The sequence below is a fragment of the Vibrio sp. Vb0888 genome, assembly GCF_033338835.1.
GTDB lineage: Bacteria > Pseudomonadota > Gammaproteobacteria > Enterobacterales > Vibrionaceae > Vibrio > Vibrio alginolyticus.
The window spans coordinates 151,237-175,998 of record NZ_JAWOTL010000003.1; the positions used below are offsets into that span (position 1 = coordinate 151,237).

A 24,762-nucleotide genomic window follows, 5' to 3' on the forward strand; every position below is an offset into this window, starting at 1 on the left:
TAATTAAAATAGATATTGTTTTGTTGATTGTTTGGTGATTTACTCATGCTCCCTCAGTAACAAAGGTATAAATAATTAATGGACGACCCCTTTAGTCGACAAAACCCTTCACCATATGTCTTCTTATTATTGGAGACATGCTCATGCTAGAACTTTTTATGCAACCAGAAGCTTGGGCTATTTTCGCCACTTTGTTTGCGCTTGAAGTTGTCTTAGGCGTTGATAACGTCGTTTTTATCTCTGTCTTATGTGAAAGACTGCCGCTGCACCAACGTAAACTGGCAAGAAACCTTGGTATTGGTCTTGCTGTTATTGCTCGTATTGGTTTAGTGTTTTCAATCTCTTGGATCATGCAATTGACTCAACCGCTATTTTCTTTGGCGAACCAAGCGTTTACCGGAAGAGACGTCATCATGATTGCGGGTGGTGCATTCCTCTTGGCTAAAAGCCTGAAAGAGTTGTGGAGTTGGTTAAATCACAACGAGTCTGCTCACTCAACTCACGCCCGTACTGGTTTAGCGGTAGCTCTGTTGCAGATTGTTGCCGTGGATGCTGTATTCTCGATGGACTCGGTGATAACCGCCGTTGGTTTGACAAGTGATGTCCCACTTATGGTCGCAGCGATTGTTTCTTCTGCTATCGTGATGGTCATGACAGCAGAAAAAATCAATAACCTGGTGTCGTGTTACCCTGGTTTTAAGACACTTGCTTTGTTATTCCTCGTTTTGTTAGGTGGTTTATTGATGGCAGAAGGCTTCGAAATTCATATCAACAAAGGTTATGTGTATTTTGCGATGGCATTCGGCTTAATTCTGGAACTTTGTCATATCCAGTTAAAAAACAAACAACGCCCGACTATTAAACGTCTTAGTCCGTTGCGAGTTCATCCAACCAGATTAGAAGCTCGTCAATAATAAAAGATATTGCCGCTCATATGAGCGGCATTTTTATATTCGTCATCACCTATTTTTACTCTCTTTTTATTTTGTTGTCGTTTCGACAAAAAATCGCATTTGTTGTGAGGTTGAAGATTTTTTATATAGACCGCCCAACTAATATGAGTGAACGACAATAATGGATAAAATGATCGATGCGTTAGCAACCCATGGCTACTACATCTGGGATGATTTTCTTTCTGAACAAGAAGTGGCTCAATTACGAGACTGCATTCCAAGTAACTGGAAAAAAGCGCGTATTGGTCGTAATGACGATGTGACTCGTATTGAGTCAATTCGAAGTGACAAAATTCAATGGTTATCGCCCAATATGGGGCACGCGGTTACTTCTTACTTAGATAAGATGGAAGAAATACGCCAAGAAGTGAACCGTCACTTGTTTCTGGGGCTTTTTGAGTATGAAGCTCACTTTGCCAAGTACGAGGAAGGGGATTTCTACCAAAAGCATCTAGATTGTTTTAAGGGCAATGAAAACCGTCGATTGACAACCGTTTTTTACATGAACGAATCTTGGACGGAAAAGGATGCAGGTGAATTGGTGGTTTACGATCTAAATGATAATAAGATAGCAACCATCCCTCCTCAATCGGGACGCTTACTTTTATTCTTATCTGAGCAATTCCCGCATGAGGTTTTACCGACCAATGCTGAGCGTTTCAGTATTGCAGGTTGGTTCAGAATCAATGGTGTGCGAGACAATGTACTTGATATTGCAAAATGATTGGTTTGCAACCAGCATAAAATCAGCAAAGGGCGTAGATACGCCCTTTATCGATTAAACATTAGTTGATAGCTCGTAACACTCGGTCATGTTTCGCTCTAGCACTGCATAGACGTCAGAACAAAGTTCTTGTTTAGCGACTTGCTCACCCATAATCGCGGCGATTTGTGCTTGAGCCATTCGTCCTCGGTAGGGCCGGTCCTGAGACAGAGCTTGAAAAACATCGGCAACCGCGACAATACGCGATGGTACATCGAGTTCGTCTCCTGTTTTATGATAAGGATAGCCAGAACCGTCCAAACGCTCGTGATGATTAGAGGCCCACTCCGCTATTTTAGCGTTGGGAAACACTTTGTGTAATGCGAGCTGAGTATCAATTGTATGGCGTTTAATACGCGTATACTCTTGTTTATTAAGAGAGCCTTCTTTATGAAGAATCTCATCTGGTGTTTTTAACTTTCCGATATCATGCACCAACCCAGCAATAAATAACATCTCTTGGTCGTGCTCACAAAACCCAAGCTTGATGGCTAGATACCGAGATAACTCCGCCACTTTTTGCGAATGTTGATAAGTAAATGGGCTTTTTGCGTCAACAATTCGAGCGATAAACATTCCCAAACTATTCATATCTTGGATGGTGAGCTGTTTTTGAAGCCAATCAATGCTTTTAAAGTTTAATCCGATGGTTTCTATATTTTCAGACTCCATCGCGAACCAAAATGCGTCGGTCATAACGAGCTTAACCATTGCCTTAGCCATGTCTGGATTAAACAAAGTTCCAGCGTTTGCCATGATGCATTCTGCAATTAGCTCTTCATGAAGTGTGACAATGTCACAGTGGCAGTTCATGACGTATTTGGAACGCATAAAATCGAGACGATCGGCTAAATAGAGTAGGGCAGCGACCTCTTTTTCAAAAGGCGGTAAATCAAGATATTTTAATTCACTCCAATGTGTATGGTGGTAAAGAACAGGTGTAGCAAACTGACGCAACAAACGACACTGCTTGAGGCTTCGGTATCCTCTTAAGCAATGTGTTTTTACATCTTGTGGCACCAACTCCTCAAGTAACATTTTATGTTCTTGTGTTTCGGAGACCCCACAATCGTGGATCATCCCTGCGAAGTAGCAAAACTCCGCTTTTTCTGGTTCCCAGTTCATGACCCGAGCACATTGGTAAGCGATGTAAGCGACACGATGGCTATGGTGCGTATCATCAACACCGACATAGTCGAGTGCTCGAGCAACCCAGATAAGTGCTTGTTTCAGATCGACTTCAAAGCCCATGTCCGTATGGGAATGGCAAGAATGATTCATGGTTTATACCGACATTGCTAATTAGCCCACGCTAAACCCAAATCAGAAGGTGATAGGAAAAATTGGGTACGACAGCGAATAGACCCCAAAAAGGTGGGCGTTTAGACATAGTTTTGATTATGGGCGGGATAATAATCCTAGTTGCATAATAATATCACCTGAAGCTCATGGTTAAGAGTCAGATATTTGAACTAAGTATAAGTTTTGAAAGATTATTGTTGCTCTTGTTGACTTATTTGAAAACGACAATAAATCATGATGTAACGCATTCTTATTTTTATTTTTGTAGATCGTGTTCGGGCTCAACCAGAGACACACGGTATTGATGTCTGATTAACAGAATTCATATTGTTGCTTTTGAAGGCAAAAAATAAGAAGACTTCTTCGAGGCTTGCTCTGTAACTAACAGAGTAATAGGGAAAGCAGCTTGTTAACTACATGACAATAGAGCGTCGTTGAAAACATTTTCTCTGTAGCTCATGTCGTTGAGGGAAGATAATAAAATGGTACGGTTTCCCAGCGATGCTAGCCCTTTTAGTGAGATAAGTTTATTGAAAATGTGTGATTGCAAAGTAAGCATAGGTAGTAAAAGTAGCTAGAATTATAGCTCTAAATGAAAAGGATTTCGTATGTTGAAGCATCGTTTATATCGGACTTACACCGCAGGGTTAAAAATAGCAGCCCTTATCCTTCCTATGCCGAGACCAACCTTGTTTTCCGGCCCTGGTTCGATGAATGAGCTATTAGAATCGATGACCGAGCTGGGATTTAAACGCGTTTTGTTAGTTACCGACGAAGGGTTAGTCCAAGTCGGTATTGTAGATAAGGTGCTTGAGGCTGCAGCACAACTCGATTTACAGTTAGATGTTTTCTCGCAAGTTAAGCCCGATCCTACCTATGATCAGGTAGAGAGCGGTCTAGAGGCTTATCATCGTTTTCATTGTGAGGGCATATTAGCTTTGGGTGGCGGCTCTGCAATGGATTGTGCAAAAGTCATCGCTGCGAAAGTTACCAATAAACGGCCAATAAAAAAATTAGCTGGACTATTGAAGGTATGGCGAATGCCAGCGCCGCTTTTTGCTATTCCAACAACGGCTGGAACCGGAAGTGAAGTTACTATCGCTGCGGTCGTGTCAGATCCCTCCTCACACATTAAAACCCCTTTAATGGATCCAAAGTTGGTGCCACTAATGGCAGCTTTAGATGCGAATTTAATGATTGGTTTACCTCCTAAGATCACGGCTGATACTGGCGTTGATGCATTAACCCACGCTATTGAGGCCTATGTATCGAAAAACGCTACTCAAGAAACGATGGCTTATTCGGTTGCCGCTATTAAACTCATTTTTAAATATCTTCCTAGGGCTGTGATGCAAGGGGATGATGTCGAAGCTCGTCATAAAATGGCTATGGCATCCTATTACGCGGGTTTAGCATTTACCAAAGCGAGTTTGGGTTATGTTCATGCCTTTGCTCACACATTCGGTGCGAGATATGGAATACCTCATGGTATGGCAAACGGATTAGCCTTGTTGCCTGTGCTGCGCTTTTCATTATCAGAGATTGAGCCTCAACTAAGAAAGCTCGATGAGTTGACGGCCGAGGGGCAGTTAGGTAACGCAAGTGCTCAGCATTTTTTGGCGAATCTGGAGTCCTTGTTTTCAACTATTGATATTGAGCAAACCAGTGCGCTCATTCAACGTGAAGATGCTGATGCGCTTGTTGATTTAATTCTGAAAGAGGCGCACTGGAATTACCCTGTTCCCAAGTTCATGAACAGGGAAGAATGCACACAGTTATTGTTAAATATCAGCAAGGCGTAAATTATAGTTTACATGTGTGGTTTTTTATCCTTACACTTTGCTTGATCTTCTGCTAAAGATCCTACAATATCGACGGCAATACAAATATGGTGTTGGTTTCGGTCCGCCGTTGCCCGATCTAATACTGATAATTTATAATAAAGTGTAAAGATTAATATACAATGAGTCGTTCTAAAGTATTCGGTAGTACGCTAATTATTGCGGGCACTACAATAGGCGCTGGTATGCTAGCGCTTCCACTTGCCTCTGCCGGCATTGGTTTTTCAACTTCTATTATCATCATGCTAGGCTTATGGGCTCTGATGGCTTTCACTGCCTTGCTTATGCTTGAGCTTCATCAACATGCGGAGAGTAGTGCTACACTTCATACTTTGGCGAAACAGATCCTAGGTCAAAAAGGCAAGTGGGTGGCAAGTTTTGCGATGTTGTTTCTTTTCTACTCATTATGTGCAGCGTATATCGCTGGCGGTGGTGCTCAGTTCGGAGACCGCCTTGCACAATGGTTTGACCTCGATATTTCAGGGCCTACATCAACGATAATCTTTACCTTGATTGTGACTTTAGTTGTGACAGTGGGTACCGGTACGGTCGATAAAGTAAACCGAGTTCTGTTCGCGATGAAGCTCATTGCGATGGTTGCGGTGCTTTCTTTTCTTGCTCCAAACGTTACGGAATCTTACTTGTTAAGTATGCCAATCGAACAAGGCCTTGTTGTAGCGGCGATTCCGGTTATCTTTACTTCGTTTGGTTTCCACGGAAGTATTCCTGCAATTGTGAATTACTTAGACGGTGACACCTCTTCTTTACGCAAAGCCGTTATTATTGGTTCGACGATTCCACTCGTTATTTATATCTTTTGGCAAATCGTGACGTTGGGTGTGGTTAGCCAAAGTACTCTTATTGAAAACGGTGGGTTGAGCGCGCTTATTGGTCAACTATCGCAGACGGTGCACCAATCAAACTTAGGCAACATTGTCGGTGTATTTGCTGATTTGGCACTGTTAACGTCATTTCTTGGTGTGAGTTTAGGTCTATTCGAGTTTTTGGGTGATACCATCAAAGGAACTAACGATAAGCCTAATCGTTTGATTGCGGCACTAGTGACGTTTACCCCACCGCTAGGCTTCGCACTTTTCTATCCTCAAGGCTTTATTATGGCTTTGGGCTATGCAGCGATTGCCTTAGCGATTTTAGCCATCTTTTTGCCTTTGGTTATGGTGATCAAGGTTCGTAAATCGGATGATTTTACTGGGGAGTACCGCGTCGCAGGTGGTCAAGGTGCGTTAGTGATAACGGGCATCGCTGGCACTGGCATCGTATTCGCTCAGGTGTTAATTACGCTGGGTGTGCTTCCTGCTCTAGGCTAGTTGTTTAGAACGTTCTTTGAATAACTTCTAGTTACTGAATCCATCGTAATCAATCAGTATTGTTAGGCCAACGAGTTTCGCTCGTTGGCTTTTTTAATCTGGATCAAATTACCGTAAGATATCCGGTGAAAAAATTGGTAGAAATGTGCTTTTATTTCGTACACTTAAGTTGTGGTATATCGATAATTTAAGTGGAGAAAACCGCTCAAAATACCATTGAATTTGCAACACAATGAGCTTTTCTTGTTTCTCTGCTTTGGTGTGGAGGTGAAGCATGGCGCACCGGAGTTTTTACCCGTTTGCAAAACCGCTTAACGAGCAACTGCAAACGCTAAAAGGCAGGATGCAGGCGCACTTGCCATGTATTGATAGGGTGTCATTTGCAAAATATCACCCAGACCAAGATGTGCTCAAATCATTTGCAGAAAGTGAGTTCGACACTTGGTGTTTAGCCCATCACGAATCAGCATTCCGTAAACTCCACCACCTCAATATTGCCTCTAAAAACGCGGTTCCTCGTATCGTCGAAGACCTTCATGATATTAAGCACTGTCCTCGGGTTCAAATTTTACTCAAACACGGATATCAGTCGTCGGCTGCTATTCCTTGTTATGACAATAAAGCTTTTACTGGTTTTGTATTTTTGAACTCCACTCAACGTGATGCGTTTAGTTTAGAAGCGCTGAATGGTCTTAAACCTTATTTCGAAATGATTCGATTTGCGGTTGAATCAGAAACTCAAGTAGTCAATGCGATAGAAACGCTAGCGAACCGAATGCAATGTATGATGCCAGGCTATTCACCTGAGTATTACGCGCATACCAAACGCATGAAGTACTACAGTCAAATTATCGCAACGCAGTTAGCGGATCGTTATCACCTGAATGACGAAATGGTCGAAGATATTGGTATTTTTGCTCAGTTCCATGCGCTCGGTGATAGTCAGCTGCCAGTTGAAATTGCTAGCCGCCGAACAAATTACTCTCAAGAACAAGAGGCGATATTGATTCAACATATTGAGCGTTGTATCGATTCAGCGGATGGCATGGTTGCCCGTATCGGAAATCCGGTTCACCCGAGTGTGACTTTGTTTTTGCAGATGGTTACTTATCAGTACGAAAACTTAAATGGCACTGGTTATCCTTATGGTTTAACCAATGATGATATACCAATCGCCGCGCAAATTACGGCTGTCGCGAATGCCTTTGATTTTATGACGACGCACCATCCGTACAGACAAGCGTGGTCCATCCCATACGCATTGTTAGAACTTGAAAAATGGGTATATCAGGGATGGTTATCTCGAGAATGTGTTGATGCTCTGCGAGAGCATCAAGGTTATATAAAGCAAATCATCCACAAATATCCCGAGCACTATACAGGCTTGGGGTTAATGTGAAGAGCAGTAACAAAGTTGAAATGTTGACGAGGAGGAATATTTAAACAATACTGTTTTTATATACAGTAATAAGTTTGGAGGTGAAGTATGTTGTGGGAAACCCTTGAAAGAGTAAACCGCTTACGCCAACAAGCACTTGCAAATCCTGAGTTTGTTGAGTCAGCAAAAGAGCACGAACAAGCACTTCAGGAGCAAGAATACCATTATCAAACTAAGAAAAAGCGTTCAGCCAAAGACAAACAAGGTAAAAAGTCGCTGGCCGATATCTATAAAGAAGTAGAGTTTGGCGCTGACGCTCGTCATTAATGTATTCACTGCGGCATTTTTCATTTCTTCATACGCTGCAGTATTCGTTCAAATTTATGCGAGAGCAGTGGGAGACCGCTGCTCTCGTTGACCTGCCTATAATTTACTAATGAAGTTCAGCAGAGCAAATTATCACTAACACTTAGCAATTCTCTCAATGATCTTGTTGATGTAATGATAATGACAACGGTTTGCATTTGTATCTTTGTTGTTATATAAAACCTCCCTTATTAATCGTTCTGTTGAATAAGAACGGCAAACGTGATCAACGAATGAGAGCTCTGAATAACTGTTATTCGTAAATGGCTATTAGGTGAAGTAGGGATGTTGGAAGCTAAAGCACTCCAGTTTGAGATTGAAGGCAAGTCATTGCTAAAAGCGTTTGATGTGACATTTGAACCCGGAAAAACATACGCTCTTGTTGGACACAATGGTTCAGGAAAATCCACATTGTTAAAGTTGCTGGCACAGCAACAGCCATACACCGCTGGTGACGTGGTTCTGCATGGAACGAGCATTAACGATCTCTCAGCGAAAAAGTTTGCCCAACACATTGCCTACTTGCCTCAGCATCTTCCAGTGACCGACAGTATTTTAGGTCGAGATTTAGTCGGTTTTGGTCGTTATCCATGGCATGGTTTACTTGGACGTTTGAGTAAGAAAGATCACGACATTGTTGAAGAAGCAATGGCGATGACAGGCACACTAAAATACGCAGATCGCTTAGTGGACACGTTATCTGGAGGAGAGCGTCAACGTGTGTGGCTAGCTATGCTGTTAGCCCAAAAAACCGAGTATTTGCTTCTTGATGAGCCTTTGTCTGCGCTAGATATCAGCCATCAAGTCGATATGTTGAAGCTTATCTCTAAACTCAGTCAAGAACTGGGTTTGGGCGTTATTATCGTATTACACGACATCAACTTGGCTGCACGATTTTGCGACTACATCGTTGCATTACATCAAGGTGATTTGATTGCACAAGGCAATGTTGAACAGGTGTTTACTGAACCTAAGTTGAGGGACATATATGGGATAGAGATGATGATCTCTGACCACCCCGCGGGTTATCCGGTGGCGATGCCAAGCTAAAGGTTGGAATAATGAGCAGTACAAACACTCGACTTAAACATTTCTCTTTCGCTCTCTCACTTAGTGCGCTTTTGGTCAGTTCTTTTCAAGCACTAGCTGACGCATCACCTCGGGTGATGTCGGTTGATTGGACACAAACTGAAACGATGTTGGCTTTAGGGGTCGTACCTGTAGGCGTTGCTCAAGGGCAAGATTACGATGCTTGGGTAAAATCGCCACCGTTACCACCTCAAACTAAGGATGTAGGGTTAAGAACTCAACCCAATATAGAGCGTATTTACGAGCTCAGACCTGACCGTATTTTTATTGCCCCGTACTTCTCCTCAATGAAGCATCGCTTAGTCGATATTGCCCCCGTTACCACGATTGACTTATATGAAAGCGGGATTACGGATTGGTCGGTACTTACCAGTTTCACTCGGAGGTTTGGTGAAGAGCTGGGAAGAGAGGCGGAAGCAGAGGCGCTTATCCAACAATATGAAAAACGTTTGTCTTTATTAAAACAGCGTATAAATAAAGGCCAGCCGCCACTTCTAATGATTCAGTTTATGGATACAAAGCACGTACGTGTTTTTGGTCAAAATAGTCTTTACTCCCAGGCTATCGAAAAGATTGGGCTGAGTAATGCATGGAATGAAAAGACGAATAGCTGGGGCTTCAGCCTAGTTGGCATCGACAAGTTAGCTGGCATAAAAGCTCAAATCGTTATCGTAGAGCCATTACCTTATGGTGGAGCGGAGCAGCTCTCTCAAGACCCATTTTGGCAATATGTTGTTCAACAATCTGGTGAAAAGGTCATGCAAGTCGCGCCCGTTTGGAGTTTTGGTTCTATGCCTTCAGCCCTCCGTTTCGCAGAGTTAGTTACGGCGAGTAAGGTCGAGGAGTTAACACAATGAAAACGATGCCTTTAAGCTTTGTGGTGTTACTTTCGGCATTTACCTTTTCTATTGGTGCTTTCCAATTGTACCAAGTAAGCTCATTTTCGTTGGCTCTAAGCAGTTTATGGGAGCCTAACTTTCAATCTATCGATTCTGTTTTACTTCACTTTAGCTGGTGGCCTCGAGTCTTCACCACGATTATATCTGGTGCTGGATTAGCGGTTGCTGGGGTATTGATGCAGCAAGTGCTGCGTAACCCTCTCGCTTCACCCACGACACTTGGTGTGGCGAGCGGTTCAAGTTTTGCTTTGATGTTAGCTACGCTATTCGCACCTTGGATGTTGGATATCGCGCCTAATTTGGTTGCTCTCATCGGCGGTGTGATATCGATGGGGTTGGTGATGCTGTTGTCATGGCGACGAGCGTTATCTCCAACGGTTGTCGTCGTTTCTGGGTTAGTGATAAACCTGTACTTTGCATCATTAAGTACGGTTATTCTGATGATGAATACCGAAAAGCTGAATGGGTTAATGATATGGGGAGCCGGTTCGCTTGTTCAGAGTGGATGGGGAGATTTCTCGTATCTTGCCCCTCGAATCGCACTTGCTACGGTCGTTGCATTTGTGATTGCAAAGCCGTTAAGTCTGTTGGAACTCTCCGAGCAAGGTGCCAAGAGTTTAGGTGTCTCGCTAGCTAAGTTGCGTTTTGTCTGTCTTGGGCTTGCGGTGTTAATCACTTCTTGGGTGGTTTCTGCCGTAGGAATCATCGGTTTCATCGGGTTAGCGGCGCCAGCGATTACTCGATTGATAGGTATCAATAAAATCCAGCATAAGCTTTGGGTATCAATGCTGATTGGTGCCATGTTATTGACTTTAACCGATTTGGTTATTCAGCAACTGCCGGGGCTAATGGCGAGTTTTATACCAACGGGAGCAGCAACCGCTGCACTGGGCGCTCCGCTACTGTTATGGCTGTTACCTCGCTTATCACAAAAGACGCAGGGCCATACTCAAACAGTGTTAACTCGACATCGTGAACATGTTTACAAGCTAAACCCTAAAGCGATCTCATTGGCGTTGATCAGCACGTTAATTTCTGTTGTTCTTTTTGCCACGGTTGCTGTGCAAAATGAAGGGTGGGCAAACTTATTTGCTAGCCAAAATTGGATTTTTTTGGAGTGGCGCGCACCTAGATTATTTGCAGCAGCAATTGCGGGGGCAATGTTAGCGATTGCTGGAACCATGATTCAACGCCTAAGTGGAAACCCAATGGCAAGTCCTGAAGTGATCGGTATCAGTTCAGGGACAGCGATGGGATTGATCATCGCGATGTTTACTGGGTTTGGTTCGTCAATTTTCACTCTTTCTCTAGGCGGGCTCGTAGGCGCATTAGCGACGGTATTAGTCATTGTGCTGCTAAACCGTAAGTCAGGCTTTCAGCCGGAGCGTATTTTGTTGACTGGTATTGCGATAACCGCACTGATGAATGCAATACAGAGCTTTATTCTAGCCACTGGTGACCCAAGAAGTTATCAAGCATTGGCTTGGTTGTCTGGGTCTACCTACTATGTCTCGGTTGAAACGTTACTCCCATTGTCTTTATCTGCGCTTGTCTTTATAGGGTTGAGTTTTCTCTGCGTAAGATGGCTAGATATTCTTCCTGTCGGTGCCGCTTCCTCTAAAGCACTTGGAATTCGAGTTGATCGTTCACGCGCAATACTGCTTCTTTTAGTTGCTTGTCTCACGGTCAGTGCGACATTGGTTGTTGGCCCGATTAGCTTTGTTGGGTTGTTGGCTCCGCATTTAGCTCGCTTATTTGGTTTTAACAAAGCGTCACAACACATGTTATGCGCCGCGATACTGGGGGCAGGGGTGATGTTGTTGGCTGATTGGTTGGGACGACAGGTCCTTTACCCGCAAGAAATACCAACAGGGCTTATGGCGTCTCTCATTGGCGGTTTGTATTTAATGTGGGGTTTACGCCGTTTATAGAGATGAGTTAAGCCTCAACCAAGAAAGTACTTATACAAATAAGCACTCGTAGTGGCATTCGTAACCTATGCGAGTGCTTTATGCAAAACCTCTGGTTTGTCTTTTACGGAAACAACTGGCGATGCCGTAACTCGCTTTTCTTTCAGCGGTCGCTGAAGTCATGAAGGGTTGGTTTGGCTGCCGACAAAAAGGAGAAGAATATGACTCGGCAGTTTATGCTGACACCAACGTCGATGGCGGTTGTATTAGCTTTATCAACGCCAAATGTCTTGGCTCAGGAAGATGAAAATATAGTTGTGATTGGACAGCAGCAAGACAGTGCAGTTGGTCCAGATTTTAGTTATCTCGGAGCGAAGAGTCGGGCAGCGACGAAAACTGATATTGCTATCAATGAGACTCCAAGAGCGGTGTCTGTTGTTACGCGAGAGCAAATGGATGATCGTGCCTCTATTAGCATTTCTGACGCACTACAGTACACACCAAGCATTCAAACTAATTATTTCGGCGAAGATAACAAGCAAGATTGGTTTATTATTCGTGGTTTTAAACAAGCGAACAGCGGGTTGTATCAAGATGGTACCCGTTTATATTCTTCTGGCTTCTATAGTTGGCAAATAGATCCGTTTGCGTTAGAGAGGGTTGAAGTTTTACGTGGTGCAGCGTCTGTTCTTTATGGGCAAAACCCTCCAGGTGGGGTTATCAATGTTGTCAGTAAGCGACCTCAATTTGATGGGGGATCAGGACTTGTATCTTTGGAGTACGGTTCTGAAGACCGTAAACAACTTTCTCTTGACGTAAACTCTGAGGTGAGTGAGCAGCTAGCTTTCCGCTTTCAAGGGTTAGCGAGAAAAAATGGGACGAGAATTAGTGGGGTAGAAGCAGAGCGCATTCTTCTCTCTCCATCGATGACGTACAAATTTAATGAGACGTCTGAAATTACCTTTCTAACGAGCTATCAAAAAGACGACTCAGATCCTTATCTGCAATTTTTGCCAGTTGAAGGAACGTTAACGCCAAACAAAAATGGAAAGATCAGTGATAGTTTAGCGATAGGCAATCCTAACTGGGAGACGTTTGAGCGTGAGCAGGTGTCTTTAGGCTATGAGTTTTCTCATGCATTTAATGATACCACTTCATTTGTTCAAGCAGCTCGTTACAGCGAAATGGATGTTAAGCTAAGACAAATGTATTCGTACGTTTACTCGGCTGACGTGCCTGCGTTGGGGCCGGCTTTGGACCCATCAAATGAACGCAAAACCATACTTAGGGGTGCTTCAACAGAAGATGGGTCATCTGATGCTTTTAATATCGATAATCGTTTGATGCACCAAGTAAATTGGGGAAGTGTTGAGCATAACTTGATGTTGGGCATAGATTTTCAAATGATCAGTATCGATGGTAAAGATTTTGCCAATGACCCTATAGTTGCTAATGGTAATGCATTATTAAACACACCAATGGGAGCTTTGCCCGATCCTAGGTTTAATGTATTTAATCCTACTTATTCGGATAACATAATGTTACTCGATCCGAATACGCTACAACCATTGAGCGAAACCGATAAGCAAAGAACGAAAATCGATAATCAGCAGCTCGGCGTCTACTTTCAAGATCATATGCTGATCAACGATAAATGGGCGATGTTATTGGGGGCACGTTACGACGATACAAGTAATGAAGTACATAATGTTACCACTGGTGCTCGCACGAAAGTCGATAATGGAGAGTGGACGTTTAGCGTGGGAACGGCTTATATTTCTGATTCTGGCTTCACGCCATACTTTAGTTACTCTCAGTACTTTGATCCAATTATTCAAGAAGACAGCAATGGTAAGTCAGCGAAGCCTGAAAGCGGTGATCAATTTGAAATCGGTATGAAATACCAACCGGATTCATTTGATGGTTATTTCAATATTGCAACGTATCGGGCAACAAAAGAAAACTTGGCTCGTATCTACTTGAGTGAATTAACGCAAATAGGAAAAATAGAAAATAACGGCGTTGAGTTTGAAGCTGTAGCTAATGTGACACCATCCTTAACATTGATCGGGAACATTGCGTACGTTGATGCAGAGATAAAACAAGACATCAATAAGGCATGGGTTGGCAAAACGCCTTCCCAAGTGGCGAATACCGTATCATCAGCTTGGGCACATTATCGTTTCTTTGATGGACCTCTTGATGGCTTTGCTGTTGGCTTAGGCGCGCGCTATACAGGTGAGTCATACGGAGACAATGAAGAGAGACTAAAAGTACCAAGTTATTTCTTAATGGATGCGACGGTCAGTTATCGAATCGGCGATTACAAGTTACAAGTCGCAGCTAAAAACATCGCGGATAAAAAGTACATAGCGACATGTGATGGCTTTTGTTGGTATGGCGACCGACAAAATGTTATTGCAAGTTTAACTTACGACTGGTGAGTTAACGTATAAATAAACACCCCTAACTTTAGGGGTGTTTATTTAGAAATCGGCTTTACGGACAAAGTGCGGGTTTTTGTACTTTTTCTGCGGACCAAACGATGATACGACAAGTTTGTTCCATAATGTTTTGTCAAACTCACCCTTTGGAATCGAAGGGTAGAGGGTTTCCTCTTCTTCTCTTGCAAAGTTCATATATTGTTTCTTTTTAATTTGATTGTACTTTTTGGCGATCTGGTTATGTTTTCTTACCCACTCCAGCTTGTAATTGTGGAGCACTTTTTCACCATCTTCGAGACTCATTCGAGATAGGAACAGTCGCTTGTATGAGACCTTTCTGTCCAGCATTGTGCGCATAACGGTTTGGATATATTTACCGTGATGCGTAATGGTAATGTCGTTTTCATCAATAGGAGTGACACACCAGCCTTTAGGTAAAAAGTCTGGCTTCTTAAATTGCTTATTACGCTCCATTAGCGCCTGATGTAAAACTAAATCAGAGGTGCCGCGGAACGTCTTTTGCCATTTACCGATACGAATTTGAATCGAACCAGGCAAGCGATAGATGTTAGTAAACTTATCTTTGTCCATGGACTTGTGTCATGAGATTAATGTGCATAATTAGAAAGCGGAATTCAGTCCAATGCCACAGGCAGTAGACTTAAGTACCGTACGATTTTACAACGACCTTGCGCGATATAGCGAGGGGTTATGTCAATAATAGGTAAGAAATAGAAAATTAGTTCACATTATGAAGAAATTGGAAGCTAACAGGTTAAATTTTGAAGTTACACCAATTATGCCCATGCCGACTAAATAAAAAGAAGGCACGGGCATAAAATCACACCGCTTCTTCGAGTTGCTTGGTGTCTTCTTCAATCTGTTGTAGATGTCGGTTTGCTTGCTGTAACTGATACATTTGGGCATAGCGACCATTTTGCGTTAAGAGTGCTTTGTGTGTGCCTTTCTCGACTAACTCCCCATGATGAAGAACAATGATTTGGTCTGCATCTAGGATAGTTGAAAGCCGATGAGCAATAACAACGAGCGTCATGTCTTGTCTGAGTACCGCCAAGCTCTTTTGGATTAAAGCCTCTGTTCCTGAGTCAATATTTGCGGTTGCTTCATCCAATATCAATATCTTAGGTTTTACCACAAGCACACGTGCTAACGCCAAAAGCTGTTTCTGACCCGCAGATAAATTAGTTTCGCCTTGACCTAACTGCGTGTCTAGCCCGTTAGGGTAACGATGAATTTGTTCTGCCAAACCAACCTTGTCTAACGCATCCCATATTTGATTGTCATCAACTGCCCGACTGAGAGAGATGTTTTCTCTGACTGAAGCAGGGAGAATATGTGGATCTTGTTGAACCATTGCCACATCTTTGCGAAGTACGTCTTTCCCTAATGTTTTAAGTGGACGACTATCTATGAGCAGTTCACCACATTGCGTTGGATAAAAGCCCATTAACAGTGACGCTAATGTGCTTTTACCGCTTCCTGTATGCCCGACAAGCGCGATAAAGTCTTGGTGGTTGGCCTTCAACGAAATGTCTTTTAGGACGTCCTGTTTACCATCGTAGCTAAATGTGAGGTCTTTAAGTTCGATAGCACCTGACCTTAATGGTTGATGATCGTCCCCGTAAGTTTGTTCTTTCGCGTCAATCAATTCAAAAACACGTTCGCTTGACACTAACGCCTGCTGAAGTAGAGCAAGTTGCTGAGTCATCTCAATTAGTGGTTCAGTAACTCGCGCAAGATAACTGATAAATGCATACAGTACCCCCACACCAATCAACTCAATACCATTAAAACCAAAGATCGCAACCAAGCAAAGCAACGCAAGACCAGCGAGTAAGTCCATTAATGGTCTTAGCAGATAGCCGTTTAGCCGAATCACTCGTTTAGATGCCACCAGATGCTCTGCGGTTAGCTCGTTGAACTGTTTATTAAAACGCTCTTCTTGTTGCATTAATTGAATGACACTCATCCCTTGAATGGATTCACTCAGATTCGCATTTATATCGGTCAATAGGTCACGCATCTTTCGGTAGCTTTCTGTACTTAGCTGCTTAAACAAGTACATAAAGCCGATGACGATCGGCAGCAATACAAGCACAACGAGTGTGAGCTTCCAGCTCATGAAAAACATAACGCCAAGCATTACGACAATCATGACCACGTTTTTCACCACGGTCGCGATCAAAAGCTCATAAAATTGCTGTAAAGATTCCGTATCGTTGGTGATTCGCGACACCAATTTTCCAGCAGGAGTGTAATCAAACGCAGATAACGGCTGCTTAATCACGCCAGAAAATACTTGCTTACGAATCGCTTTGATCGTGTTAGCCGCGACAATGCTAAATTGCAATGACTGAAAATACTGGAATGTTGCCGATACGATCTGAAGAGCGATGTAACCTACTGCTAGCGAAATCAGAACACTTTGTGAATAGTCACCTTTAGCGATGTGCTCATCAATGAAATATTGAATCAACCAAGGGCCGCCGGCGCTAGCTAACGCTGCAATAAACAGCAAGGCGAGTCCTTTAATCATTGGCTTTGGTTGAGATAATGGGTAAGACATTAACCGTTTAAACGTGCTGGTCTGGTTCATTCATTATTCCTCCATCGCCTGCTCTAGTTTCTGATACTCGAACATCTCGGCGTACCAGCCTTTATGCGCTAATAACGCGCTATGTTGCCCACGTTCAGTAATGTGTCCGTGATTCAATACAATGATCTCGTCTGCTGCTTCCAAAGCGGTGAGGCGGTGCGCAATAACGATTAGGGCCTGATTACGGTAGTATGTTTCCAAATTCTTAAGGATTTGATGTTCGGTCCGTCCATCAACAGCGGAAAGTGCATCGTCCAAAACCAACACTTGAGCATTCAGCAGCATAGCGCGTGCTATCGCAATACGTTGTTTTTGCCCGCCGGAGAGTGTAATGCCTTTTTCACCAACTTCTGTTTGATAGCCTTCAGGAAACTTTTCAATATCGTCATGTATACAGGCTAACTTTGCTGCTCTATAGACTTCTTCTTTCTCTGCATTAGGGTTGCCTAAGGCAATATTTTCGAAGATAGATTTGGAGAATAGAAACGGACTTTGGTTAACGACAGCAAAACGGTTGCGCCACTGCGGTAGTAGGGCATCCTTGATCTCGACATCCCCGAATTTAATTGAGCCGTTTTCTAAATCATGTTGACGCAAAAGTAGTGTTAACAGGGTCGATTTTCCGCTTCCTACAGGCCCTGCAACTCCCAACATTTTTCCGGGTTCAAGTTCGATGTTTACTTCCGTCAAAGCGGGCGGTAAATCACTAGACCAGTGGAAATCGTCGATATCAATTTTTAACGGAAGTGGTTTATTTTCTATTGGCTTATTACCACTGATAATTTCTGGCTTTTCATCAAAGATCTCTTGTAGTCGGTTCCATGCGGCAGAGCCTCTTTCTAAAATGTTAAATAGGAATGCGAATGCCAGCATCGGCCATATCATCAACCCTAAATACATCGTAAATGCGGTCAGATCACCAAGCGTGATCTCACCTTTATCAACAAGGTAAGCACCAGCAGCGACACTAAGAAGGAAAGAAAGACCGATGGTTAACTGAATTGCCGGGTCAAATCTAGCATCGACTCTTGCGACAGCGATGTTCTTCTCGCCAGTATCATCCACAACCTCTTCAAAACGTTGCTGCTCTTGGTTTTCTAATCCGAAAGCACGCAGCATTCGCACGCCATTAAGTGACTCTTGTGTCATGTCTGACATGGTAGAAAAGGCTTCCTGAGCGACACGAAAGCGTTGATGTAGGATACGCACAATAAAGAAGATGATGATGGCAAGAAATGGCATTGGAAGAAGCGCCATTACGGTGAGCTTCCAGCTTACTTGCGTTAGCATAATGATTAAAACCGCAATACCAGTGATCAAAGAGTCTGCGGCGGTTAAAACCCCTTCGCCGGCTGTCATAACGATATTACGCACATCATTAGTGCCACGAGCCATCAGATCCCCCGTCTTGTAACGTTCAAAAAAACGAGGTGGCTGTGTCGATAAATGCCTATATAGACGGTTACGTAGAATGGTCCCGAGCTCCCAGCTTGCGCCGAAAAGCCAAATTCGCCATAAGATGCGACACCCATAAATAGTAAAGATCAGTACAGTTAACCCTGAGAGCCATAGAATCAGCGTATTTGTATCTAAAGTGTTGTCTACGACGCCATCAACGATGATGCCAACTGCTTTGGGCGGAACAAGCTGTAGTGCTGATATCACAGCGAAAAGCAGAATGGATCCGACATAGTGCCTCCACTTTTGTTGGAAATACCAACGTAGCTGCCAGAATATTCTCATTACGCCTCCCGCTTTAAATTATTGAATTTGTTATAGAACTATTATTGAGCGAAATGATGAGTTTACAAGCACAAGTTATAGGCGGGTTTAAAAACGATAGATTGTTTCAATTATAGCCATGTGTCGGCGCAAATTACTGGTTTTATCTCTATGAGCTAACTGTGCGACGACATTATGTGAAATAGTTGTTAATGGTTGTTTTGGAGCCATTACCTTGCAATAACGATGAAGACACCAAAAGTAAAAGTGTTACTGCCACTCTATATGGGAATTAGCAATCGTCAGTTTGTATTTTGTATTTCACTTGGCCACCAGGAGTTTCTGGGTAGTAAACTTCGACATAACACATATGTTCTGGACCAACAGGCTTGTTTGCAAAACCAATAAGGAAGTAGGGCTCGTCTGGGCTGTCTACCCCATACCAAGTGTTGATAGTGAGTTGCGGATCAAAGCCTGCTAGCTCTTTTGCTGGAATAACATTTTTGATAAATCCAAAGTAACCAATTAGGTCGTTATGGCCGTCATTATCTAGATCAATGTTATATTGTATGCCGCCATCTACTGTCTCTTGAGATTGAATCACTGCTTTGGTGTAGACAAAGTTGTTGGCGGTCATGAGTGCTTCTCTGGCTCCATATAGAACCGCCACTCTGGCATCTTTTTGTAAGCCAAGAAATTTAGGAAATGCAACGACGCTTACAATACCAAGAATGATGATGCACACAATGAGTTCAATAAGAGTAAATCCTTGAGAGCGACGCACAGCCTTTCTCCATGTTTTAGAAACGAATAGGCGGCTATTCTGATATAGAAACGTTCAGGTCAAGTATTAAAAAAGAATGATAATAAGAGATCGGGATTGCAAATCTCAAATATAAAACAAGTTGCTTATTTTCGAGATGAGGAGTGATTTTGATAAAAACCAAGGAATGAACTCGAGAGGATAAAATCCTCCCGAGTATAGCGACTAAGATTCGTGTGTCAGAGCACTGCTGTTACGTTTAAAAATGAATCGCCAAATAAATAAGACAATTGCGATGTAACCTAATCCTACACCAAGCGCTTGCCAGTGCATGCCGTTATACATCGCGATTGGCATCAAAGAGATGATGAAGATGTCAGTGATTGAGCCAGGGACATAAGCGATGGCGTAATCATCAAGCACCTTGCTACGCATTTTTGGATCAACAATACGAAGCAACGCAATACCCATGGCAACTGTACCGGTTAACCAACCCCAAGAGAAAATGCCTTTCTCGAACCAATCTTCTCCCATGATACGTGGGGCAACCCAGAAGATTAGCCATAGTGTGAAGGCGATACCGCCGATTGCAAGCACTACCATCGGCATTAAATACTGGGCTAGGACGGTAATCTTGATGGCTGAGATACCAAAGATAATCAAATAATCGGTACTGATGCCCGCAGCGTGTTTGAATGCACCGTCACAAAGATAGCGTGAAGCTTTCGTTTGTTTCGCGACGATTCGCACGAGCATGCCGCCAAGGAAGCCAGTTACAAACGTCGGGATCTGCACCTTATCGTGGAAAGAAGACAAGTAGTTGGCGGCGACATAAGAGAAAGCGGTTACGACAACCACTAACGCAGCGTGAATCGCGAAAGAATCAACCGACAGGGAAGACATGGTGTCTTTCATTACCGGTTCTTGATCATCAGGCTTAACAAGGCCTTTGCGTTCGTGTTCGTCCATGCTGTCGAAGGTCGTAAAGCTACGAATCCAACCCATCTTCAATGCGAATTGCAGCATGAGCATGCCGACAGAAATCGAGATGAAAATACCCACGGTTGCGAACGTTAAGCCAAGTGTGAAGCCATCTTCCCAGCCAAGCCCCGTGAAGATTTCACCAACAACAGATGCAGAGCCATGTCCGCCCATAAAGCCCGCAGACATTGTCACACCAAAGCCAGGATTAATCTCTGGCCAGAAGAAGGTTGTGAGAACTAGACCAAACATTGCTGCAAACAACCACTGAGAAACAGAAGCGATTTGGTTAAACGCCCACAATGAGCCAGCACGCTGTGCGACGGTTTTAGGTGATGGAACATCCGTTGCCAGACCTAACGCAGAAAAAAGTGCAGCAGTTAATAGGCTTGCGTTAGCGGTAAACGTATCGGTCCAAGGCAGTACGTCTAACAGGGCTGGTCCAAAAAATAGACCGAATAATCCTGCGAGAACCGCCGATGGAATGTACATACGCTGTAGTAATGGCGCGTGAACGCGAATGACTTTTGCCAAAATCAATAGTAAGCCAGCGATGGCTAAGTCAGTCAGCATTAGACCTTTAGGCATCTTATCCTCCAGTAAATGCAGTCAAGGGGTAGCGTCCTTGTGACCTACCTTGAATAAAAATCTCTCTCAAGCCAAAAAGTCACATACGTGACTAAAAGCGTTGAGAAATCAATGTCGTTTTCATAAGCAAAGGAATGTGCTTATGCAATTTGAAATGAGTGTAAATGTTGTGATTGCACACGAACAGGAAGAGAAATTAGATTAAATTTCTCGATATTTTTTTGATAGTTCACTCAGGAAAGGCGGCAATCCTAGTCACTTTGTCAGAGCAATGCAATTGGTGTGAATCAATAAATTATGCCTAGTTAATGGGTGTCTCTGACTAACAACATGAAAAATAAAGACAATTAACAAGCAATAATATTTGTCATATCGACAATAAAAGTTAATTAAATGGTTAAATTGTCGCCGCTTTATGGGGTGACGTTATGGATTCACATGAGAAAGAATAAAATCGACCAAGGTACGGTTTTTAAGGGAAAGCTGTTTTGAACGGTAAAGCAGGTGGATCGGTTTTGGCTTGGGAGCATGTTGCTGGAGAATTTCTACCAAGGCACCAGATTGGATTTCCTGCTCAACTAAGATCTTTGGTTGCATAAGAACACCAGAGCTTTTTAACGCGGCGAACTTAAGTACATCGCCATTGTTAGACGTTAATCGGGTGTTGCTGTTTCCAAAGGTATTAGATGGCATGTTCACCACTTGTTGGCTTTCTCCTTGGTGATACTGAAACCCCAAACAATGATGGTGTGCTAAGTCATCAAGTGATTGGATAGGGGCATGTTGCTCAAGGTAAGAGGGTGAGGCGCAGTAAGTCATGTGGTATTCACCCAATTTTCTCGCGACTAACGACGAATCGACCAACTCACCGATTCGAATAATCACGTCAGCTTCGCTTCGATATGGGTCAATCAAATTGTTGTCCAACATTAGCTCAACGTTCAAATCGGGAAATTCAGCTAAGAAGTCAGCCACGATAGGAGCAATGACCTTTTTGCCATACGTGACAGGGCAGTTAACTTTTACAGTTCCGGTTGGACGGTTGATCAGCGTCTGGATCAGGTTCTCTGCGTTGGTGATGTCTTCAATAATGCGGTGGCACTCTTGATAGTAGAGTCTGCCAGCTTCGGTCAGGGACTGTTTGCGCGTGGTGCGATGAATTAGCTGTGTACCTAAGCTTTGCTCAAGAAAGCTCACGTGCTTGCCAACCATGGTCGGTGAAATATCAAAGTGGTGTGCTGCATTACGAAAGCTGCCGTGTTCGACCACGTAAGCGAAAACCTTCATGCTTGTTAATTTATCCATTACACACCCAGAGTTGATAAAGAAATAACTAAAGCAGAGTTTATCAATCAAATGAGGTTAATTACAGTGGACGTATGATTAAGAATGGAGAAAGAGAGCCATCATGAGCGAGACGATTTTTGTTACCGCCGAACTGAAAATGAATGCCGATAAGCCAAGACAACAAGTGGTTGAAGCCATTGAACAATTTTGCCTTGATATGCAAAGCGAAGCGGGGTGCTTGCAAGCGAATGCGACCTACGATTCTACAGAACCACAACGTGTGATTCTTTGGGAGCGATATGAAAACCGCACCGCGATTGAAGCGCATTTTGCTATGCCGCATACACAAGCGTTTATTGCTGCTGAAGTGGCAGAGTTAGTCCAAGCATTCGAAACCCAAGCTCAATAGGAGAGGCGAACATGAAATGGGGCATTTTAGGCACAAGCTTTATCTCAGGTGTCATGGCTGAAGCAATCCAAGGCGATGACAAGAGTGAACTGTACGCGGTTGCTGGGCGTTCGGAGCAGAACTTAAAGACATTCGCTGAGCAATATGGCATCGAGAATACGTTCACCGATTACGATGCGTTGATTGCTGATGAGCAAGTCGGCATTATTTACATCGCACTGCCAAATCACCTTCATCATGACTTTATCGTCAAAGCGGCAGAGCAGGGGAAAGCGATCCTGTGTGAAAAGTCACTGTCGGTAGATATGGAAAAAACCGAGTTGGCACTAAAAGCAGTCGAAACGCACAAGGTATTCTTTGCTGAAGGTTTGATGTACTTGCATCACCCGTTGATCAGCGAGTTGGTTTCTGTGCTTAAATCAGGAGAGATTGGTGAACTTCGCTCGATTCATACTTCTTATATAGCGTCGATTGCGCAGTTTGTGAATCCAGACAGTAAAGGTGCTTTGTATAACTTAGGTTGCTACCCAATATCATTAGTGCATTTGGTGGTGAAAACCATGTTGGGTGAACAAGCCTTTGGAAACCGCTTTATGACGGCGATTGGCCGAAGAGGCCATGACGGTAATATCTGTGAATCGAGCTTAATGATGCAATTTGGTGAGCAACAAACGGCGATCGTACACACTGCCGAAGATCACGGATTGAAACACCAATTCACCATTCTGGGTAGCAAAGGCTGTATTACGTTAGATTCAAACCCATGGCTACCAACGCAAGAAAACCAGTTTAGTGTGGAAATTTACGAGACGTCGAAGCGCGAGGTGTCTGTATCGGCAGCTGGAGACGCTTTCTTCTATCAAGTGCGCAATATTCGCCAAGCGGTTGAAGCAGGGCGTACATCGTTAGAGAACCCTTGTGCAACATGGGAAGACTCTCACCGTATTATGCAGCTACTGACTGAGTGGGAATCACTGGCTTCAAAGTAAGTCTGTACTTGAACCAATGAACATAAAAACGGCGCACTAAATCCAATATTTGGTGCGCCGTTTTGTTTTGGGTTCAGTCTCTGTTAAATGCGATTATCGCCGGTGCTGAACGCAATGATTTGGCTGATCTCAGACAGGCTTCTACCACTTTCTTGCTGCCATTGAACAAACGCTTTGTTGGTTGCATCGAGCGATTTTTTCGTATCTTTGCCACCTTCAATGATCTTGCAATTACGCAGGTAAGCTTCCACGTCGCTAGACAAGATAAAGGTATCAACGCCCATTTGACGAAGTGTGTAAGGGCCAGTATTTCCGCCTAGGCGATTGCCGCGTTTCTTCAAATACGCCCATAGGTCGGTGATTTTCTCTTGCGGCCAATCAGCAACCATTTTGCCAAACGAGCCATATTCGATTTTTGCTTCGTGGATCATACGAGCGTTGGCAGGAATCGACATGACTTTAGTGAGGTGGCGAATGATGCGTTTGTCGGTTGCTTTGGTTTCCCATTGCTCATCTGACAGCATCAATAGCGGCTCAATCTTAAACCCAAAGAACACTTCTTCGAAGTTCGGCCACTTGTTGCGAACCACGCTCCACGAAATCCCACTTTGGAATACCTTCATCGAAAAAGCGGCTAGCCAACGGTCGTCGGGAATCGCTGCCAATTCTTCTTTGCTTAGTGGATGAGACAAAAGCGCTTCAAGTTGATCTTCACCACCTTTACGCTCGGCAGCGCGCTGATAAATCGCGTCAAATTTTTCGATACTCATAAAAGAAGTTAGTCCTAGTTTATGTCGATATTTGTGAAACATACTACGCTTAAGTGGCTGAATCGTAAATTGATGGAGTGTCACAAATGAAGAAGGTCACATTAACGTTTGTCGGGGAAGGTTCGGATCGTATTGCAGAAAAATTCTATGCGTGGATGACGGACGGTGGGTTAGAAGACAGCATGATTGAGAATTTATCTGACCGTGAAATCTCAGTTGTCGGCATTAGTGACATGGATAATGAAACGCGTGATGTGGTGATCAATACGGAAATGAACTAACGAGTCGTTTTTCGTCAGCTATTAGAATCAGATAAAACAAAGCCCTTCACGAGAAGGGCTTTGTTGCGTTTATAAGCGTGAG

At 43.4% G+C, this 24,762-nt stretch carries 21 protein-coding genes; 13 read left to right on the forward strand and 8 right to left on the reverse strand.

Annotated elements, in window-relative coordinates; all coding sequences use genetic code 11:
• Positions 1 to 143 precede the first annotated feature (143 nt).
• Both R7P72_RS06730 and R7P72_RS06735 read left to right on the forward strand, forming a co-directional pair.
• Complete coding sequence (locus R7P72_RS06730) at positions 144 to 914, forward strand: TerC family protein (protein ID WP_318110392.1); 771 nt, start codon at positions 144 to 146, stop codon at positions 912 to 914.
• A 160-nt stretch (positions 915 to 1,074) separates the two neighbouring features.
• A complete protein-coding gene (locus R7P72_RS06735; RefSeq protein WP_005377733.1) occupies positions 1,075 to 1,677 on the forward strand; it encodes a 2OG-Fe(II) oxygenase in 603 nt (200 codons plus the stop codon).
• A 54-nt stretch (positions 1,678 to 1,731) separates the two neighbouring features.
• On the opposite strand, the gene R7P72_RS06740 is transcribed toward R7P72_RS06735, so the two are convergent.
• Entirely contained in the window at positions 1,732 to 2,997 is a 1,266-nt protein-coding gene (locus tag R7P72_RS06740; RefSeq protein ID WP_025766702.1) for an HD domain-containing phosphohydrolase, read from the reverse strand.
• Between the two features lie 629 nt (positions 2,998 to 3,626).
• Between R7P72_RS06740 and R7P72_RS06745 the strand changes: the two genes are divergently transcribed.
• The 8 genes from R7P72_RS06745 to R7P72_RS06780 all read left to right on the forward strand — a co-directional run bounded on the left by R7P72_RS06745 (position 3,627) and on the right by R7P72_RS06780 (position 14,273).
• Positions 3,627 to 4,820 (forward strand): iron-containing alcohol dehydrogenase, encoded by a 1,194-nt coding sequence (locus tag R7P72_RS06745; protein ID WP_005377729.1) that lies wholly within the window; start codon positions 3,627 to 3,629, stop codon positions 4,818 to 4,820.
• Positions 4,821 to 4,981: 161 nt separating this feature from the next.
• Positions 4,982 to 6,187 carry an aromatic amino acid transport family protein gene (locus tag R7P72_RS06750; RefSeq protein WP_005377727.1) on the forward strand — a complete coding sequence of 402 codons (1,206 nt, stop codon included), beginning with the start codon at positions 4,982 to 4,984 and terminating at the stop codon, positions 6,185 to 6,187.
• Positions 6,188 to 6,461: 274 nt separating this feature from the next.
• The gene (locus R7P72_RS06755) at positions 6,462 to 7,586 is read left to right on the forward strand and encodes an HD-GYP domain-containing protein (RefSeq protein ID WP_005377724.1); all 1,125 of its coding nucleotides are present in this window, start codon (positions 6,462 to 6,464) and stop codon (positions 7,584 to 7,586) included.
• Between the two features lie 87 nt (positions 7,587 to 7,673).
• Entirely contained in the window at positions 7,674 to 7,892 is a 219-nt protein-coding gene (locus R7P72_RS06760) for a hypothetical protein (protein ID WP_005377723.1), read from the forward strand.
• Positions 7,893 to 8,216: 324 nt separating this feature from the next.
• Positions 8,217 to 8,981: an ABC transporter ATP-binding protein gene (locus tag R7P72_RS06765; RefSeq protein WP_005377721.1), complete on the forward strand. Its 765-nt coding sequence runs from the start codon at positions 8,217 to 8,219 to the stop codon at positions 8,979 to 8,981.
• 11 nt (positions 8,982 to 8,992) lie between these two features.
• Positions 8,993 to 9,877: an iron-siderophore ABC transporter substrate-binding protein gene (locus R7P72_RS06770; RefSeq protein ID WP_005377718.1), complete on the forward strand. Its 885-nt coding sequence runs from the start codon at positions 8,993 to 8,995 to the stop codon at positions 9,875 to 9,877.
• A complete protein-coding gene (gene fhuB / locus R7P72_RS06775) occupies positions 9,874 to 11,850 on the forward strand; it encodes a Fe(3+)-hydroxamate ABC transporter permease FhuB (RefSeq protein ID WP_318110393.1) in 1,977 nt (658 codons plus the stop codon). The genes R7P72_RS06770 and fhuB overlap by 4 nt, the downstream gene beginning before the upstream one ends.
• Positions 11,851 to 12,050: 200 nt before the next feature.
• The gene (locus tag R7P72_RS06780) at positions 12,051 to 14,273 is read left to right on the forward strand and encodes a TonB-dependent siderophore receptor (RefSeq protein ID WP_005377714.1); all 2,223 of its coding nucleotides are present in this window, start codon (positions 12,051 to 12,053) and stop codon (positions 14,271 to 14,273) included.
• Positions 14,274 to 14,315: 42 nt separating this feature from the next.
• Here R7P72_RS06780 and R7P72_RS06785 read toward each other — a convergent pair whose 3' ends face one another.
• The 6 genes from R7P72_RS06785 to R7P72_RS06810 all read right to left on the reverse strand — a co-directional run bounded on the left by R7P72_RS06785 (position 14,316) and on the right by R7P72_RS06810 (position 22,249).
• On the reverse strand, positions 14,316 to 14,864 hold the full coding sequence (locus R7P72_RS06785; RefSeq protein ID WP_005377712.1) for a hypothetical protein: 549 nt from the start codon (positions 14,862 to 14,864) through the stop codon (positions 14,316 to 14,318).
• 250 nt (positions 14,865 to 15,114) lie between these two features.
• Positions 15,115 to 16,890 (reverse strand): ABC transporter transmembrane domain-containing protein, encoded by a 1,776-nt coding sequence (locus R7P72_RS06790; RefSeq protein ID WP_005377709.1) that lies wholly within the window; start codon positions 16,888 to 16,890, stop codon positions 15,115 to 15,117.
• 3 nt (positions 16,891 to 16,893) lie between these two features.
• Positions 16,894 to 18,633, reverse strand: coding sequence for an ABC transporter transmembrane domain-containing protein (locus tag R7P72_RS06795; protein ID WP_031778970.1), 1,740 nt, complete (start codon positions 18,631 to 18,633; stop codon positions 16,894 to 16,896).
• A gap of 271 nt (positions 18,634 to 18,904) precedes the next feature.
• Positions 18,905 to 19,396, reverse strand: a complete 492-nt coding sequence (locus R7P72_RS06800; RefSeq protein ID WP_005377704.1) for a type II secretion system protein — start codon at positions 19,394 to 19,396, stop codon at positions 18,905 to 18,907.
• A 204-nt stretch (positions 19,397 to 19,600) separates the two neighbouring features.
• Positions 19,601 to 20,944 carry a sodium/glutamate symporter gene (locus R7P72_RS06805; protein WP_005377703.1) on the reverse strand — a complete coding sequence of 448 codons (1,344 nt, stop codon included), beginning with the start codon at positions 20,942 to 20,944 and terminating at the stop codon, positions 19,601 to 19,603.
• A 426-nt stretch (positions 20,945 to 21,370) separates the two neighbouring features.
• Positions 21,371 to 22,249: a LysR family transcriptional regulator gene (locus R7P72_RS06810; RefSeq protein WP_005377700.1), complete on the reverse strand. Its 879-nt coding sequence runs from the start codon at positions 22,247 to 22,249 to the stop codon at positions 21,371 to 21,373.
• Between the two features lie 103 nt (positions 22,250 to 22,352).
• On the opposite strand from R7P72_RS06810, the gene R7P72_RS06815 reads away from it, so the two are divergent.
• The gene (locus R7P72_RS06815) at positions 22,353 to 22,640 is read left to right on the forward strand and encodes a putative quinol monooxygenase (RefSeq protein ID WP_005377698.1); all 288 of its coding nucleotides are present in this window, start codon (positions 22,353 to 22,355) and stop codon (positions 22,638 to 22,640) included.
• Positions 22,641 to 22,651: 11 nt separating this feature from the next.
• Positions 22,652 to 23,629, forward strand: a complete 978-nt coding sequence (locus R7P72_RS06820; RefSeq protein ID WP_005377696.1) for a Gfo/Idh/MocA family protein — start codon at positions 22,652 to 22,654, stop codon at positions 23,627 to 23,629.
• 83 nt (positions 23,630 to 23,712) lie between these two features.
• Here the strand turns inward: R7P72_RS06820 and R7P72_RS06825 are convergent, their stop codons facing one another.
• On the reverse strand, positions 23,713 to 24,399 hold the full coding sequence (locus tag R7P72_RS06825; protein WP_005377694.1) for a DNA-3-methyladenine glycosylase I: 687 nt from the start codon (positions 24,397 to 24,399) through the stop codon (positions 23,713 to 23,715).
• Positions 24,400 to 24,485: 86 nt separating this feature from the next.
• Between R7P72_RS06825 and R7P72_RS06830 the strand changes: the two genes are divergently transcribed.
• Complete coding sequence (locus R7P72_RS06830; RefSeq protein WP_005377692.1) at positions 24,486 to 24,680, forward strand: hypothetical protein; 195 nt, start codon at positions 24,486 to 24,488, stop codon at positions 24,678 to 24,680.
• The last annotated feature ends 82 nt before the right edge of the window (positions 24,681 to 24,762 follow it).